Consider the following 16,710-nt stretch of genomic DNA (forward strand, 5'->3'; position numbering starts at 1 on the left):
TACTTATTTTTTAACAGACTTTTATCTTTAGCATGTTGTTTGAACAGCATGTTGTTGATGTCAGTCCAGTGTATATTAGCGAATTGTTGCTAAAAATCTATGTCAAACCTTGCCAAAAGCATGGTAAGTGAAATAGAGCACTCATTTTAATGGTTTTAATGACACTGTTTATATAATAAACGCATACTCATCTAATATTTTACGGAAATGACTTGTTGTTTTTCGGGTTATCCCTTAAAATCTTTGCCTTTGCGAAACCCCAGTGACGATCGTTTTAAGATCGGTATATCCCTTTACCGGCACGACAACACGGGCATGTTTGGAGTACTTAAATGTACGCAGTAATCCAAAGCGGTGGTAAACAACACCGTGTAGTTGAGGGTGAAACCCTTAAAGTAGAATTATTGAAAGCTGAAACTGGCTCAACTGTTACTTTTGATGACGTGTTGATGCTTGTTAACGGTGACAGCATTCAAATTGGTGCACCAGTAGTAGCTGGCGCTAAAGTAACTGCTGAAGTAGTTAGCCATGGTCGTCACGACAAAATCCGCATCATCAAAATGCGTCGTCGTAAACACTATCGTAAACAACAAGGTCACCGTCAATGGTTCACTGAGTTGAAAATTACAGCTATTTCAGGCTAATTACGAGGAGTAAGTAGACATGGCAACTAAAAAAGCCGGTGGTTCGACTAAAAACGGTCGTGACTCGAACCCAAAAATGTTGGGTGTTAAAATCTACGGCGGTCAATCTGTGACTGCTGGTAACATCATCGTTCGTCAACGTGGTACTGAATTCCACGCTGGTGTAAATGTAGGTATGGGCCGTGACCATACTTTATTTGCAACTGCTGACGGCGTTGTAAAATTCGAAGTGAAAGGCCAATTCGGTCGTCGCTACGTATCTGTTGAAGCGTAAGCTTGAATAGAAAAAAACCCGCATTTTTGCGGGTTTTTTTTTGTCTGAATAAAATGTGAGGTATTTTTTAGATTGTTACAAATGATGTACAAATCAATAAATTCACCATAAATAGTGATTTAAATCACAAAAAAATAAAGAGCGTAATAGAGGAGTACAAATACAAAAAAAGGATAAGGACATGAATAAAATATTGAATACAGTTTTTATCGGTGCTGACTATCAGAAAAGGAATTGTCCTGATAAAAGCCAACAAATTGCATTTGAAAAGACACTAGGACTTGGTGAAATAACTTCAATCGCTATTAAAGCTGTACCAAAATTACTAGCTGTGAGTATTTTATTTTCTTAGGTTCAATTGCATGGGCTGGTGGGAGTGGCTCGTCATATCCTGAGCATACTTGTAATCGTTGCAATAGTGGAATTCCTTGCCCAGAAGGGCCAATGGGACCTCAAGGTCCTGCTGGTGAAAAAGGCGATACAGGAGCAACAGGTGCAACCGGAGCTAAAGGTGACAAAGGCGATACAGGAGCAACAGGCGCTATTGGTAAAGATGGACTCAATGGCCGAGACGGCATCGATGGTAAGGATGGGTTCAACGGTCTGAATGGCAGCAATGGTCTAGATGGTGCAAGTGCTTATCAAGTTGCGGTGAGCAATGGTTATGAAGGCAATGAAGACCAATGGTTAGAAAGTCTACGTGGTGCAGTTGGCGCACAAGGACTAACTGGTGAAAATGGTTTCAGTGCGTATGAACTTGCGATAAAAAATGGATTTGTCGGTACTGAAGTTGAATGGTTGTTGAGCTTAAAAGAAACAGATCCGTACATTAAAATTCAATCAAACGTTGCCAATACAGCACCTAAACCAACTGCGAATGGACAAGATGCGATTGCAATCGGTGCAGGTAATAAAGCTGATGGTAATCAGTCTATTGCCCTCGGTGTAAACAATACAGTCAGTGGTGATGGATCTGGTGCTGTAGGTTCAAATAACACAGTCACAGGTAATAATACCTATGTGGTTGGTAACAATATCAACACCTCTGCAAATAATGCTGTTGTACTTGGCAATGGTTCAAGCTCTGACCGCAATAATACGGTTTCCGTTGGCCCGGCTGGTGCAGAGCGGCAAATTATCCATGTGGCAGCTGGTACGGCAGACACCGATGCGGTAAACGTGAAACAAATGCGTCAAGCAGATCTAGAAGTGTTAAATAGTTCAAAAGCATATACAGATCAGCATGGGGCAAATGTACTCAACCAAGCCAATAGTTATACCAATCAACGTGTGAATGAATTGAACCATAATTTCAATAAATTTAAAGATAATGTTTACGGTGCTGTTGCTTCAAGTATTGCAATCGCCTCCTTACCTCAACCCACAGATGCTGGATATAACATGTTCAGTGTAGGTATGGGGACTTGGGAAGGTTCACAAGGCTATGCAGTAGGTTTTAGTGGAGTAACTGAGAGCAATAAATATGTGTATAAATTGGCTGCAATAGGGAACTCTGAAGGCGACTTTGGCGCTGGTGCATCGATCGGTTGGCAATGGAAATAACTCAATATTGGATTATTAAAATTGCTAAATCGTTGTTTAATTATTTGAAAGGCATTTGAATCAAATCAAGTGCCTTTTTATTTTATATTTCTCCATCATGATGAATAAAAAACAGCAATTTGCATTAATAACCATACAAAACTTCTTTTTTTCTCTAAATTTAGTCAATGAAAGTGGTTTAAGATGGAGCCATCTAACAAATTGCGTTGATGCAAATATAAAAGGTGAATCTATGAAAATGCTTCGTAAAACCATCTGTGCTATGGCATTAGGTGCAGCGACACTGGCACCGGTTATGAGTACGACAGTATTCGCGGCACCAGTTGCAGCGTCGGAGCAGCAGGCAACTGCCAATTTGGTGAAACAATTATCGGGTATTAAAAGTTTTACAGCTAACTTTCAGCAAACTACAAAAGTGACCAACCCGAAAGCTACTCAAAAGAAAGGTTTAAGTGCGCAGCATATGAACCAAACTTTTACTGGGGTCATGAAAGTTCAGCGTCCGGGTAAATTCTATTGGGAAACAACCAGCCCATCTAAGCAAACCATTGTGACTACAGGTAAAACAGTTTGGATTTATGACCCAGACCTACAACAAGCGGTACGCCAAAGCTTAGATGACCAAGTTGCGAATACACCTGCATTATTATTGTCAGGTAATACGGCTCAAATCATGAAGTCTTATCGTATTACACAGCCGAATAAGACCAAAACTTATTACACTTTATATCCAAAAAGTGATGATGGTGTGTTTCAAAGCTTAACCATTAGTTTTGGTGCGAAAAATGCGCCGACTTTAATGATTCTCCAAGACTCATTAGGTCAAACAACCCATGTACGTTTCAATAATGTGAAGGTGAATGCGTCTATTCCAGCGTCAACCTTTAATTTTGTACCTCCAAAAGGTACGGACATTATTGATCAATAATTCTCATAATCGAAAAAAAGCAGACATCGGTCTGCTTTTTTTATGGAGAAATGTAAAGCCAGCAAGCTGAATATAAGAGAAATTTAGTAGTATGCTGATATTCACAGTTTGCTTAAATGAAGTGACTTGTGGTTTTGACTGTTGCTATAGGGAATTTTGGGATGAAAAAAAATCATATGAATAATATAGCTTGGGCTGTTTCAGCTGTGGTTTTAATCGGGTCATTAACGGCCTGCCATCCTCGAAATGAACCTGTTGAAGGTGAAACAACGGAACAGAAGCCAGCGGTCGTCGCTGATGCGATTCCACTTATTCAATCTAAATCTGTCGAGATGCAATTACCAAAAGCTCAAGCTTGCGATGCGGAAGGTTGTACCCAATATAGGATTCAAACAGTTGAAACCAATGTTGATTGGATTAATCAATATTTTACTGATCGGATTAAAAAAGCAGACCCGATTGCATTTTCAACTGAGCCGAATCAAAAAATCGATTTATCAGACAAGACGGATGCAGGCTTAAGTCAAAGTACAACTTCTGTTCGATATATTAGTCAGTGGGGACATATCGCAACTTTTGCAATCGAAAGCTATACCTACGCAGCGCATGCGGCTCATGGTATGTCCCATGTTGAATATGTCAATTTTGATTTAAAAGCCAAAAAACGTTTGGCTTTACAAGATGTCTTGGTCAAAGGTGCAGATGCGAAAGTGATTAGCGCACTTTTTGATGCCAACTATATGTGGTTAGATAGTCATAATATTGAACGTTCAAAACTACAGTTAAGTGATAATTTTTATTATGGGGCGAACGGGATTGTATTTGCTTATCCACTGTATGAATTGGCGAGTTATGCAGAGGGCATGCCTGAGCTAAAACTTCCATATTTTACGGCTAAAGGACTATTTAAACCTGAATATTTACCAAGTTTGCCAAATTACGACACCAAATAAGACAATTTGAAGCAAGATTATTGGTTTAATAAGGGGCAGCTGTAAGCTCGGTCACTGTATTTTTGAGTGTTAAGAGCTTACACTATAGCCAGTTTTTTTCTTTACTTAAGATTGGCTATGATCGACCCGAAATTACTCAGAAATAATATTGAGGCTGTAAACTTAGCCTTAGCAAAACGTGGTGTTCAACTTAACGTAGCAGAGTGGGCAGACCTTGAAGCGCGCCGTAAGGAAATTCAGTCTAAAACTGAGTCGTTACAAGCTGAACGTAATGCTGGTGCAAAACAAGTTGGTCAAATTAAAAAAGCTGGCGGTGATGCATCTGAAATCATGGCACGTATGTCTGCTATTGGTGATGAAATTAAAGCCGCAGAAGTTGCACTTTCTGAGCTTCAGGCTGAACTTGAAGCCAAATCTTTATCGATTCCGAATTTACCTCATGAGTCTGTGCCAGAAGGTAAAGACGAAAACGACAATGTTGAAGTTTTAAAATGGGGTACACCACGTCAGTTTGATTTTGAGATCAAAGACCATACTGACTTGGGTGAAATGATGGGCGGTTTAGAATTTGAAACCGCAACCAAATTGACAGGTACTCGTTTTAGCGTACTCAAAGGCCCATTGGCGCGTTTACAGCGTGCAATTACCCAATTTATGTTAAATACACATACCTTGGAAAATGGCTATACAGAAGCGTATGTACCTTATTTAGTTAATGCAGATTCTTTACGTGGTACAGGCCAATTGCCTAAATTTGAAGAGGATTTATTCAAACTTCAAGGCGAAAAAGAATACTACCTGATCCCGACTGCAGAAGTGCCTGTAACCAACTTCGTGCGTGATGAAATCATTGATCCAGAACGTTTGCCATTAAAATATGCAGCGCATACGCCATGTTTCCGTAGTGAAGCAGGTTCGTATGGCCGTGATACACGTGGTTTGATCCGTCAACACCAATTTGACAAAGTAGAAATGGTTCAGATTGTAAAACCTGAAACTTCGATGGATGCGTTGGAAGAATTAACGGGTCATGCCGAAGGTATTCTTCAAGCATTAGGCTTACCATACCGTAAAGTCGTTCTGTGTGGCGGAGACATGGGCTTTGGTGCAATCAAAACTTATGATTTAGAAGTTTGGGTGCCAAGTCAAAATACCTACCGTGAAATTTCATCTTGCTCATGCATGGGTGACTTCCAAGCACGTCGCATGAAAGCACGTTACCGTACTGACCAAAAGAAAACTGAGTTTGTACACACGCTGAATGGTTCAGGTTTGGCAGTTGGCCGTACTTTACTTGCCGTGATGGAAAACTATCAACGTGCAGACGGTTCAATTGAAATTCCAGCAGTACTTCGTCCATATATGGGCGGTGCTGAATTTATCGATTAATAGTCGATAAAGTGCATACATTTGTGCACAAAAATTGCTTAAGACAATCAGATTTAAACTATTGAGGTCGTGTGTGGATATCTTTCCAATCTCTTTGAAGTTGCAGCAGCAACCTTGTCTGATTGTTGGTGGTGGTCGAATTGCATATAGAAAGGCTGTGCTGCTTGCAAAAGCGGGCGCTCAGCTGACAGTTTGCTCACCCGAAATTGAAGATGATTTATTGACCTTGGTTAATAAAACCCAAGGTCAATATCTCAACTCGATTTATCACGAATCGGTTTATCAAGAAAATGCCATTGCGCTGCGTCAGTTTCGTTTAGTGATTGCAGCAACCAATGACAAAGCAGTCAATCAGGCGGTATTTGAAGCCTGCGAAGCTGAAAATGTCTTGGTCAATAGTGTTGATGATCCGCCGCATTGCCGTTTTATGGTTCCTGCGATCATTGACCGTTCTCCGCTGGTCATCTCTGTTGCATCTAATGGCACATCGCCAGTGCTTTCACGCCAAATCCGCACCCAGTTAGAAAGCTCAATTCCACATGGCATGGGCAAACTGGCTGAGTTCTCAGGCCAATGGCGCGCAGCTGTTAAAGCCAAAATCGTCAATCCAGATGAACGCCGTATTTTTTGGGAAGATTTGTATGCAAGTCCGCTCAAAGAGCAAGTATTCAATGACAATTTGACTGAAGCCAATCGTTTGATTGAACAGGCCTTATTGGAATGGAAACAGCCGAAAGGTGAGGTGTATTTGGTTGGGGCAGGGCCGGGTGATCCTGAACTGTTGACCTTAAAAGCACTGCGTTTAATGCAGCAAGCGGATGTGGTGATCTATGACCGTTTGGTTTCTCAGCCAATTATGGACCTCTGCCGCCGCGATGCCGAAAAAATCTATGTAGGTAAAGCAAGATCCAATCATGCTGTTCCGCAAGAAGGCATCAATGCCTTACTGGTAAAATACGCAAGTGAAGGCAAACGCGTCTGTCGCTTAAAAGGTGGAGATCCGTTCATCTTTGGCCGCGGTGGTGAAGAAATTCAGGAACTCTTTGCGGCAGGCGTTGCTTTCCAAGTTGTTCCGGGAATTACTGCTGCCTCTGGATGTTCGGCTTATGCAGGGATTCCTTTAACGCATCGAGATTATGCGCAAAGTGTACGCTTCTTGACAGGGCATCTGAAAGAAGGTTCACCTGAGCTACCTTGGAATGAGTTGGTTTATCAAAATCAAACGCTCGTGCTGTATATGGGCTTGGTCGGTCTAGAAAAAATTTGTGAGAAACTCATTGCGCATGGGCAGCGTCCAGACATGCCTGTCGCATTGGTTTCTAAAGGGACGACTCCTGAACAAAAAGTCGTGGTCGGGACATTGGCAGATATTGCATCTAAAGTCAGTGAATACCAAATTCAGGCGCCTACATTGACCATTATTGGTGATGTGGTGAGTCTGCGTGAACAACTTCAATGGCATGAGCGAGGATAAGCAACGCAACGCGTTGCCCGAGCGCAAGGCGAAGGCTATGCCTGAGCAAAGAGGATAAGCAGGCTGCTGAATTGTCCAAATGCAAGGCGAAGGCTATGCCTGAGCAAAGAGGATAAGCAAGCTCTCGTATAGTTCATATGCAATGCGCAAGCTAAGCAAAGAGGATAAGCGAACGCTTGTCGTAGCATCTAAACTTATGCTTTAGCTTTGTAACTATAGCCTGAGCTTTAAGCCATTATTTAACTAAAGAGTAGAGAAAAAAACTGTGATCCATGTTGTTTTATACGAGCCAGAAATTCCTGCAAATACAGGGAATATCATTCGTTTATGTGCCAATACTGGAGCGCAGTTGCATTTGGTCAAGCCATTAGGTTTTGAGCTGGATGATAAAAAACTCCGCCGCGCCGGTTTGGATTATCATGAATGGGCACACATGAAAGTATGGGAAAACTTTGAAGAATGCCTTGCGGGCTTAAAAGCGCAAGGTATTGAGATGGATGCCATTTATCCATTAACCACCAAAGGTTTTGAAACACCGCATACCTCTAATTTAAATCGTCCTGTGGCACTGTTGATGGGGCCAGAAACACGTGGTTTGCCGGAAGATGTCCGTATGATGTTCCCAAAAGAACATTGGATTCGCCTGCCGATGGCACCAAATTCACGCAGTTTAAACTTGTCTAATGCTACTGCTGTGATTTTATATGAAGCTTGGCGTCAGCAAGACTTTAAAGAATTGGTCTAAGTGTGATCTGTTCAAAAAGCCGCTCTATCGAGCGGTTTTTTATTGGGAGTGAGCACAGTGAACCATTTACAGCAATGAAGTTTTGTAAAATAAGGGCTTAAAAACTTCAGCATCAATATAAAAATGTGTATAAGAACACTGTGAAGAAATAAAACGGGTACTTAAAACTTGAAATCTATAAATTTAAAAGCTTTTGGTGTCGTGATTGCGACCGGATTCATTTCATCAATGAGTTGGGCTAATCCAACCGTATCGAACACAACAGAACAGACACCAGTGACCGTCACTGCAACTACAGAAAATGTTCCAGTTGTACCGAAGGTTGAGGTGATCAAGCCTTTTACTAAGGCTGAAATCCAGCAGGGCATGCTGGAAATGCAGCAAAGACAAAATCAGCGTATTGAGGAATGGGGAAAAACACTAAAAGCCGACGATTTTGAACGTTCATGGTATGGTGGTCGTCAATTGAAAAAGTCCAAGCGTCAGGAAGTTTGCGGAATCTATCAGGGTTTAGTGAATGAAACCTATGGGTTGGCACAAAAAAATAAAGCAAGATTGAGTCAAGCGGATCAAAAACAAATATCAGACCGCAACCAATTTATTCAAAGCTTAGGTTATGAAAATAATATCGTTGATACCAAGATGGGTTTTAATTGCCGCCTAAAATAAGTGGTTTGTTGAAACCCTTTTGATCTATCTTAATATAATTAATGTCCTTGATGTCGAAACAACAAGGACATGGAAAAGCTTAAGTACTTTTAAAAGCTCGAGAAACCTAGTGATTTAATCAATTAGATTAAAGTCACTCAGCTCTGTTTGCAGATGTTTTGGATTATTTGCAAACAGCAGTTGACCGCTGGTGTATATCCAACCCAATTGACCTTGCTGCTGAAGACGTTTCAGTAAGACGTCGTTAAATGTCGACGTTGCAAAGACAGTTTCACTAAAGACTTTAAACTCACCGACATTAGTGTTTTCGCTGTCTTTCATAAACAGCATGCCGTTTTTGGTGGTTGAACTCATATCTAAAGCACGGCTGACTAAGCGGTAACCGTCTTTAGCTTGCTCATCAATCAACTCCTGTAATTTTAAGCTGCGCTCTACACTATTGCTGCCGGTTGGGTGAGTTTTATAGCGATAGCTGTAAGTGCCATGGTGTGCGCTGCTATTTATACAGGTTGCAACTTTAGGACTGTTTTGATTGCCGTTAAGAATTTCAGGACGAAAACCTGTGTAATAGCTTTTGAATTGAATAATACGGCAGCCTTGGGCACCCAGTGTATTGAGCATAGTTTCCAGTTGCACTGGGTCTACGAGCGGGGAAACATAGCCGCTGTCGTAAGTATATGTCGCGGTATCATTTTCCTTCTTAATAAAATAATCTTTGAAATTCAGGGCATTGGTTGGTCTGACGCTATGCAGGTATTGATAGCCTGATTTACCTTTTTCATTTAACTGATTACGCCATGTAAAATATATGTCAGCGATAGAGGGTGCTGTACGGTCTGCCACAATATGATTGAAACGCGTATTTTCATTGGCAAGTTTCATGTAGCTATTAACATTACCATTGTCCAAAGTTTTAGAATCATAGCCAATTAACTTATAACCGCTTTGTCCCATTGTATTGAGCTGAGCCAAGAAGTTTACTGTGTCGGTGGTATTAATAAAATTCTCAGACTTAAAATCTGCAGTTGTGATTTTGGTTTTCGGTTTTAAATTGGTGAAGAATTCATTGGAATTTTTTGTATAGCAGCGGCTGTCCTTGAGTGGGTCGGTAATTAGACCTCGTTGCATGATGATATAGCTTGGATTTGAAATCGTCGCGTTAATTACACAGAAAGAATTATTATTTAAAAAAGTTAAGACACGGTTGCTCGTCGCGCCACCTCTGACTGGTTGAAACTTAATGGCATGATATTCAAAGTTATTTAGTGTTGCAGCCGGCTGTATTTCACTCATGACCATGTCATGAAGTAATTGATAGCGTTTGGAAATAAATTCACCGCTGCAAGTTTTACTTGAACTATTGTGTACCGCATATTTTAGTTCTTCGTTCAGTGAACTGACTGAATTTTCACTGGTTTTATGAATTGAAATTTGTGGCAAATCACAATTACTGTTACCGAGGGCAGAGTTCCCTTGAATCCATTCTCCTGTGAATTTATCCGCTACAGTTGTTGGCGTTGGCGTTGGCGTTGGCGTTGGCGTTGGCGTTGGCGTTGGCGTTGGTGTTGGTGTTGGTGTTGGTGTAGGTGTAGGTGTAGGTGTAGGTGTAGGTGTAGGTGTAGGTGTAGGTGTAGGTGTAGGTGTAGGTGTAGGTGTAGGTGTAGGTGTAGGTGTAGGTGTAGGTGTAGGTGTCGCGCCACCATCATTGGAGCTTGATCCACCACAGCCCACCAATGTCGTAAATACAGCAGCGATAATGCTGATTTTGTGATTATTATTCATGACTAGTGCTCAATAGAGTGAAGTTGTTATGTATGGCTGATGCCGTTGTATACACTTTTAAAATCTAGATTTATTGCACAAGGTGTGACTCAATCCAGCCATTGCCATGTTCTGTAGTGACTTCGATCAAACCTGTTTTAGTCATGTTTCCCGCAAAAATAATGTCTGCATTTTTTGACAGTTTATTAATGACTTGGCTCGATTTATCGGCAGTTTGATAAAGCGGTAGATTATTAATTTTAGGTCTGAGTTGCTGTCCCATGCTGAAACCATTTGCAGCATAATTTGAGTTAGTCGTGGCCCGACTACCTGTCCATTCTTTTGCGGTATTCGATACTTCTTTGGATGTTTCATTAAATTGATTCAGCGTATTTCTTAAATCACGCATGGTATCGGCAAAACCTGCATATACCGGTATTGAAGCTAAAGACAGACTGCTAACAATGACTAAATGACGAATTTTCATGAACTTTCTCCTTTACTTTGTTATGTCATTCCGCATGAGTTTTGTCGGATTCATAACATTCGCGGTGTTTAAATAATTATAAAATGCGAAAATTTAGCATTTTTAAAATAGATCATTTATACTTCACTTGTAAAGAGGGTGGAGTGGTGAAGATGAATGTAGAAAGCCAGAGTGAACATCTAAAGCAAAGTAAAAATTGGTATCAGTCCTTACCGACGGAATGGCAAAATTGGTTGAATGAAAATATTGAAAATGGTTGCGATGTACAGAAAATAAGTCTAATTTTACAATCACATGGATTAAGCCCAAGGGCGGATCAATACTTATTTTCTGATGCAGACCAACTTTCAGAACAGCTGCAAAATGAACTTTTGGACTACAGTCTTGAGGGCTTAGAGACAGATGAAATTTTAGAAAAAATTAAGCAAAAAAATATTTCAAATCATTTGATCATTCAGTTTTTAAAGCGTGTAAACAATAACGTAATTTTTAAAAAACTGAAGCAAGTACAGCAACAGCAAAATAAACAGCGTTGGCTATTACAGGTGATGGGTCAATTGAATCAATTGAACGACCACATTCCATCCACAATCGATTGCATAGAAACACCTGATTTTGAAACATTTATAGAGCGGTATTATAGCCAGATGCGACCAGTCATTTTAAAAGGTGGGATACAACATTGGCCTGCACTGCATAAATGGAGTCCTGATTATTTTGCAGAGCATTTTGAAAATGAGTTGGTTGAAGTCCAGATGCATCGTGAGCAGCATCAAGATTTTGAAAAAAAATCGGTACAATTGAAACGTATTATTTTGATGCAAGATTTTGTCGCACAAATTAAAGCCACTAAGCACAGCAATGACATTTATTTAACTGCGAATAACGCCGCTCAAAATAAGCAATTTATGCAAAAGATTAGTGAAGATTTAGGTGACTTCGCCAAAGCTTATTGTCAAAAAGAGATCAAAAATCGACATTTTTTATGGTTTGGCCCTGCAGGCACATTTACACCACTGCATTATGACTTAACCAATAATATGTTGGCACAAATCTATGGACGTAAAAAAGTGACTTTGATTCCTGCATGGCAAATGCCGTATATGTATAACGATCATTGGGTATTCAGTCAGGTTTCAGACGTCGCAAAGGCTGATCTAGCAGACTATCCATTGTTAGAAAAAGTGACGCCATTTGAGTGCATTTTGCAACCTGGAGAAACCTTATTTATCCCAATTGGCTGGTGGCATAGTGTTAAAAGTTTAGATATATCGATCAGTGTTTCATTTACGCATTTTAATGCAAATAATCATTTTTTTACTGAATATCCTCAAGATATCATCAGATGAAAATTGTGAAGAAGATCAAATAATGCGAAAATTTCACCTACAGAGTATTTCTTTATTTGTTGGCTAATTGCATGACTAAACTGCCGCTGGACGATGCCCAATTCAATTTACAGCAAGTGCTGCTTTTAATGGGCTATTTAAGTGAATGGCTCATTCGTTCAGGTGTGGGCTATACGGAGTTTACTGCTGCATTGAAGCCGATATTTTATGAACAGGCAGAGCTGGAACTGGCGCGCATTGAGCAAAAACCGACAATTTCAGCGATCAGTTTGCTGTCTGGCCTGCACCGTAAAGATGTCACCGCTTATAAGCAGACTGTACAGGCGGGTAAGGCGCTGACTGAAGCGCCGGTCTCAGAACCGATCAGCGTGCCGTCCAGAGTTGTTGGCCTATGGCTGGCTGAAGGCTGGAAAGAGACTTTGCCGTTTTACAGCGAAACCGAAAACAGCTTTGAACATCTGGTGAAACGGGTATCTACAGAACGCCACCCGCGTTCTGTCTTGAATGAACTGATCCGTTTAGGGGTCGTCACTGAGCAAGCAGAGAATGTATCGCTGCAAAAAGGCCAGTTTATTCCTGACCCCTCATTGCAGGAAGCCCGGAAAATTTTGACAGCTAATTTGAGCGCGCATTTGGCTTCAGGCTTACATAATTTGTTTCAAAATACAGGTGATACTTATCTGGAACAGGCAATTTGCGCAGATGAATTAACTGAAGAATCAATTAAAATTTTACATAATGAAAGCCTGAAATTATGGCAAGAATATTCATTGCGCTTATTAAAAATAGCATCGGAAAGATGCGCTATAGATGAAGGAAAGCCTGATGCGACACAAGCCTTCAGATTTGGAGTTTATCAGCATGACCGTGAGTAAGCCGCTCAAGCTGTTCAGTATTTGCATGCTTTTCGCAGCAATGTCAGGATGCGGGGATTTATTTGGCGCAGGAGGCGTCAGCTTAGAAGGGACAGGCAACGGCAAGCCGACCGTGCCGGGCATGGGAAATGCCGGTGAGGATAAAACAGATAAAGTAGCGGATTCAGATTATAAGCTGAATCTGTCATTGGGAGCATCAGCGGTAGATTCCTGCAATTTAGTGATTCGTGAATTGCAGTTCATCAATACCGCATCCGATACCGCGGTGTTTCAAAATTCAGTGATCCCTGTGAACTTTGATAAAGACGGCATTGTGCCGGTCACAGTGCAGCTGACTTTGGAAAACGCCAATGCGTCCGCTGTGGAAATTGAATATCCGCATTGCGATGTGCCGCTAATGCTGCAGAATGCCGCTGCGGATGTGCAGTATTTTCCGGCGCGCGAATGCAGCGCAATGAAAACAGAGCTGCTGGCTTCGGATGAAATACGCAGTTTTAGGCTGAATTACAGTCTGGATACAGCTATGCAAGGCAATTGGAGTGTGCACAGCAAGCTGAAAATGAGTGTGCCGGGACAGCCAGCAGAACAGTGTGAACCGCTGCTGCTGCCGATAAGCCTGACATTGAAATGATCAGGTGCAAATCATGCAGGGAAGTATGTGCAGCCTGCTTAACCGCTGCATCTGAATCAATAAAATACAACATAAAAAAAGGCGCTTTAAGCGCCTTTTTTGTTTAGAGATAAACTTGATTAGAATTTATCATCAAATTCGTTATGTTGCGGTGCAGGGTGTTTAAAACCTTTAGTTTTATAACCAAGGTATAAAATACCGAACATTGCCCACCACAAACCATATTTCAATGCAGTTTCTTCAATTTCTAACCACATCGCAAAGATACTGATAAAGCCAAGCATTGGAATAACGACAAAGCTAAAAATATCTTTGGCTGTTTTTGTGCGGCCATCACGAAGTGCATAACGTGAAATCACAGATAAGTTCACGAAAGTAAAGGCTGTCAATGCACCAAAACTAATCATCGAAATGACAATATCAAGATTCATAAAGCCCGCAGTTAATGCAACCGCACCTACGATCATGATGTTGTACGATGGTGTGAAGTTTTTCGGACTAATATGACCAAAGATCTTCTTGTTAATTACGCCATCACGACCCATTACGTACATCAGACGTGATACACCGGCATGTGCAGAAATACCTGATGCCATTACTGTCACAATCGCAAAAGTTAAAACATAGGATTGGAACAGTGAGCCGCCGACGAGCATGAGTATCTCTGGCTGCGTTTCAGCAATATTCTTGAAATAGTTACCTGGCTCAGCAGGGAAGAATAGCTGCATGAAGTAGGTACTAATAATGAAGATAATCCCTGCAATTAAAGCAGTTAAGAAAATCGCTTTCGGCAGTGTTTTCTCAGTATCTTTGGTTTCTTCTGCCAATGAACTTAATGAGTCAAAACCAGTGAACGAGAAGCACAGTAATGTTGCACCTGTAACCAGCGCACCCACAGACGTCAGCTCATTCCAGAATGGCTCAAGGCTCCATAATTGGTAGCGTTCTGCAGCAGAAATCGGGCCATCAGCATTGAAGCCCATTTGAAGCTTGCTGTAGACCATCCACGTGAAAATACCAATTACTAATAACTGCACAAGTACAATCAGGCTGTTGAAGTTAGCAACAAAACGCGCGCCGCGTAAGTTAATTCCAGTCATGAATGCCGTTAGCACAATGACCCATACCCAGTGGTTTACTGTTGGAAATAGTGCTTCAAGGTAAATCACTGCAAGAATAATATTCACCATTGGAGATAATAGGTAGTCTAACCAAGAAGACCAACCCACCATGAAACCTACGTTCGGGTGAATAGATTTTTGGGCATAGGTATACGCAGAACCCGAAGAAGGGTAGCGACGGATCATATGACCATAACTAATCGAGGTAAACAGAATTGCAATAAGGGCAATAATGTAAGAAGTCGGCACGTGTCTATGACTTTCTTCAGATACTAAACCAAAAGTATCAAATAGAGTCATTGGTTGGATGTAAGCCAAACCAATAATAATAATGTGCCAGAGTCCAAGCGTTTTTTGCAGTTTAGCTGCCGATTGAGTCCCAGAGATATTTGTCAACGGCGTTATCCTCTTATCGTTGATCAAGGATCAGTCATATTCTAAGGATCGTTTGAGACGAACGATCCCCCCTACGTTTTAAAACAAAAGTGCGCCAATCTACTCCAAATTGGTACATTTTGTCAGTAACTTTGAAATTATTTTTAGCAGAAATTATGCCAGTTTGATTAAAAAATAACTGATATTGCGTTCTGCAAGTGAAAAGCCTGATGTTTAAAAAAACATCAGGCTTAATTTTTCGCTATATTCGCTTATTTTTCAGCAATTACCAAGCTTTTTTTAGAATAGTTTTAAGGTCTTCTAAGCTGGCTTCTTTAGGATTATAAATAATCGATCCATCATTCAGTGCTTTCTCTGCCACTTCATCTAATTGAGCTTCTGTCACCTTGCCAGTTTCACTCAAAGTACGAGGTAATTTGGTCAAACTATACAAGCGGTCACGCATGGCTAAAAGCGTTGAAATGGCTTTTTCAGCGCGGAGGTTGGCCGGTGTTTGTGCATAAATATCAGGACCAGCCAGTGGTAATAGCAATTCAGCAATCTTATCGCCATTCACTTCTTTGTTGTATTCCAACACATACGGCAAGAATAAATTCATGCATAATCCATGGGGCAGGTGAGCAACAGCACCTAAAGCATGACCCAATGAGTGGACTAATCCAACCATCGAATTCGAAAATGCAATTCCTGCCATTGTAGACGCTTGTGCAAGTTCTAAGCGCCCATGTGCATCGCTGGTATTATCTAATACACCAAATAAGCTATTGCTAATTTTCTTGATTGCGGCAGTTGCATAGGCATCTGAAATCGGGTTCGCCGCCATGCACGTATAGGCTTCAATGGCATGCGTCATCGCATCCATCGCTGTCATAGCCGTAAGATGAGGTGGTAAAGTTTGCGTCATACGTGGGTCAAGAATTGCCGCATGTGGCATCAAATAATTCGATGCAAAGGCCATTTTGACATTCTTTTCAGGGTCAGAAACTACAGCGACCATAGTCACTTCTGAACCTGTTCCCGAGGTTGTTGGAATCACAAAAAATGGTTTTAACGGTTTTGGTAAGTTGTGCGCACCTGAGTATTTCAGTAAATCATCACCACCTTCAGATACCAAGATGTTGGTTGCTTTAGAGGTATCAATCACTGAACCGCCACCGACGGCAATAATGGCATCACATTGGTTGTCGCGGTAAAGTTGAGCCGCTTTACGTACGGTTTCTAGACTTGAGTCTGGCGGAACATCATCAAAAATATAGCCAATCACCGTCTCGGTACTTTCAAATGCCGCTTCAATCGGTGCAAGTAATTGATTACTGCGAACGCCTTTGTCAGTAATGATCATGGGGCGTTTAGCACCCAAAGTAGAAAGTTCGAATGGAATGTGTTCTAAAGCAGCATGGCCAGCAATCACTTTTACAGGACAGAAAAATTCGTAATATGGTTTAGCCATG

17 protein-coding genes are annotated in these 16,710 nt (G+C 41.1%); 13 read left to right on the plus strand and 4 right to left on the minus strand.

Features of this window, described 5'->3' with window-relative positions:
• Positions 1-332: 332 nt before the first annotated feature.
• The 10 genes from rplU (at position 333) to FTU34_RS01205 (ending at position 8,639) form a co-directional block, all read left to right on the plus strand.
• Positions 333-644: a 50S ribosomal protein L21 gene (rplU, locus tag FTU34_RS01155; protein ID WP_078191390.1), complete on the plus strand. Its 312-nt coding sequence runs from the start codon at positions 333-335 to the stop codon at positions 642-644.
• A gap of 19 nt (positions 645-663) precedes the next feature.
• Positions 664-918, plus strand: coding sequence for a 50S ribosomal protein L27 (gene rpmA / locus FTU34_RS01160; RefSeq protein WP_067764378.1), 255 nt, complete (start codon positions 664-666; stop codon positions 916-918).
• A 181-nt stretch (positions 919-1,099) separates the two neighbouring features.
• Positions 1,100-1,270: a hypothetical protein gene (locus tag FTU34_RS01165; protein WP_180034466.1), complete on the plus strand. Its 171-nt coding sequence runs from the start codon at positions 1,100-1,102 to the stop codon at positions 1,268-1,270.
• Positions 1,271-1,362: 92 nt separating this feature from the next.
• A complete protein-coding gene (locus FTU34_RS01175) occupies positions 1,363-2,481 on the plus strand; it encodes a YadA-like family protein (RefSeq protein WP_306669808.1) in 1,119 nt (372 codons plus the stop codon).
• A gap of 232 nt (positions 2,482-2,713) precedes the next feature.
• Entirely contained in the window at positions 2,714-3,409 is a 696-nt protein-coding gene (lolA, locus tag FTU34_RS01180) for an outer membrane lipoprotein chaperone LolA (RefSeq protein WP_180034465.1), read from the plus strand.
• Between the two features lie 161 nt (positions 3,410-3,570).
• Complete coding sequence (locus FTU34_RS01185; RefSeq protein ID WP_180034464.1) at positions 3,571-4,362, plus strand: RsiV family protein; 792 nt, start codon at positions 3,571-3,573, stop codon at positions 4,360-4,362.
• 117 nt (positions 4,363-4,479) lie between these two features.
• The gene (serS, locus tag FTU34_RS01190) at positions 4,480-5,751 is read left to right on the plus strand and encodes a serine--tRNA ligase (RefSeq protein ID WP_078192204.1); all 1,272 of its coding nucleotides are present in this window, start codon (positions 4,480-4,482) and stop codon (positions 5,749-5,751) included.
• Between the two features lie 73 nt (positions 5,752-5,824).
• Positions 5,825-7,225 carry a siroheme synthase CysG gene (cysG, locus tag FTU34_RS01195; RefSeq protein ID WP_180034463.1) on the plus strand — a complete coding sequence of 467 codons (1,401 nt, stop codon included), beginning with the start codon at positions 5,825-5,827 and terminating at the stop codon, positions 7,223-7,225.
• A 265-nt stretch (positions 7,226-7,490) separates the two neighbouring features.
• Positions 7,491-7,970 carry a tRNA (cytidine(34)-2'-O)-methyltransferase gene (locus tag FTU34_RS01200; protein ID WP_111885295.1) on the plus strand — a complete coding sequence of 160 codons (480 nt, stop codon included), beginning with the start codon at positions 7,491-7,493 and terminating at the stop codon, positions 7,968-7,970.
• A 168-nt stretch (positions 7,971-8,138) separates the two neighbouring features.
• A complete protein-coding gene (locus FTU34_RS01205) occupies positions 8,139-8,639 on the plus strand; it encodes a hypothetical protein (protein ID WP_218948048.1) in 501 nt (166 codons plus the stop codon).
• Positions 8,640-8,753: 114 nt separating this feature from the next.
• Here the strand turns inward: FTU34_RS01205 and FTU34_RS01210 are convergent, their stop codons facing one another.
• Together FTU34_RS01210 and FTU34_RS01215 are read right to left on the minus strand one after the other, a co-directional pair.
• Positions 8,754-10,421 carry a PT dipeptide repeat lipoprotein gene (locus FTU34_RS01210; RefSeq protein WP_180034462.1) on the minus strand — a complete coding sequence of 556 codons (1,668 nt, stop codon included), beginning with the start codon at positions 10,419-10,421 and terminating at the stop codon, positions 8,754-8,756.
• A gap of 70 nt (positions 10,422-10,491) precedes the next feature.
• Complete coding sequence (locus FTU34_RS01215; protein WP_078192198.1) at positions 10,492-10,887, minus strand: hypothetical protein; 396 nt, start codon at positions 10,885-10,887, stop codon at positions 10,492-10,494.
• Positions 10,888-11,039: 152 nt separating this feature from the next.
• Here FTU34_RS01215 and FTU34_RS01220 point away from each other — a divergent pair, with 152 nt between their 5' ends.
• The 3 genes from FTU34_RS01220 to FTU34_RS01230 all read left to right on the plus strand — a co-directional run bounded on the left by FTU34_RS01220 (position 11,040) and on the right by FTU34_RS01230 (position 13,742).
• On the plus strand, positions 11,040-12,236 hold the full coding sequence (locus FTU34_RS01220) for a cupin-like domain-containing protein (RefSeq protein ID WP_180034461.1): 1,197 nt from the start codon (positions 11,040-11,042) through the stop codon (positions 12,234-12,236).
• Positions 12,237-12,307: 71 nt separating this feature from the next.
• Positions 12,308-13,111 (plus strand): DUF6502 family protein, encoded by an 804-nt coding sequence (locus FTU34_RS01225; RefSeq protein ID WP_180034460.1) that lies wholly within the window; start codon positions 12,308-12,310, stop codon positions 13,109-13,111.
• On the plus strand, positions 13,098-13,742 hold the full coding sequence (locus FTU34_RS01230) for a hypothetical protein (protein WP_180034459.1): 645 nt from the start codon (positions 13,098-13,100) through the stop codon (positions 13,740-13,742). Before FTU34_RS01225 ends, FTU34_RS01230 begins: the two co-directional genes overlap by 14 nt.
• Before the next feature lie 119 nt (positions 13,743-13,861).
• On the opposite strand, the gene FTU34_RS01235 is transcribed toward FTU34_RS01230, so the two are convergent.
• A complete protein-coding gene (locus tag FTU34_RS01235) occupies positions 13,862-15,259 on the minus strand; it encodes an APC family permease (RefSeq protein ID WP_180034458.1) in 1,398 nt (465 codons plus the stop codon).
• A 265-nt stretch (positions 15,260-15,524) separates the two neighbouring features.
• Positions 15,525-16,709 (minus strand): iron-containing alcohol dehydrogenase, encoded by a 1,185-nt coding sequence (locus tag FTU34_RS01240; RefSeq protein ID WP_078191377.1) that lies wholly within the window; start codon positions 16,707-16,709, stop codon positions 15,525-15,527.
• Position 16,710: the final 1 nt, after the last annotated feature.

The organism is Acinetobacter sp. YH12094 (assembly GCF_013419295.1).
GTDB classification, from domain to species: Bacteria; Pseudomonadota; Gammaproteobacteria; order Pseudomonadales; family Moraxellaceae; genus Acinetobacter; species Acinetobacter amyesii.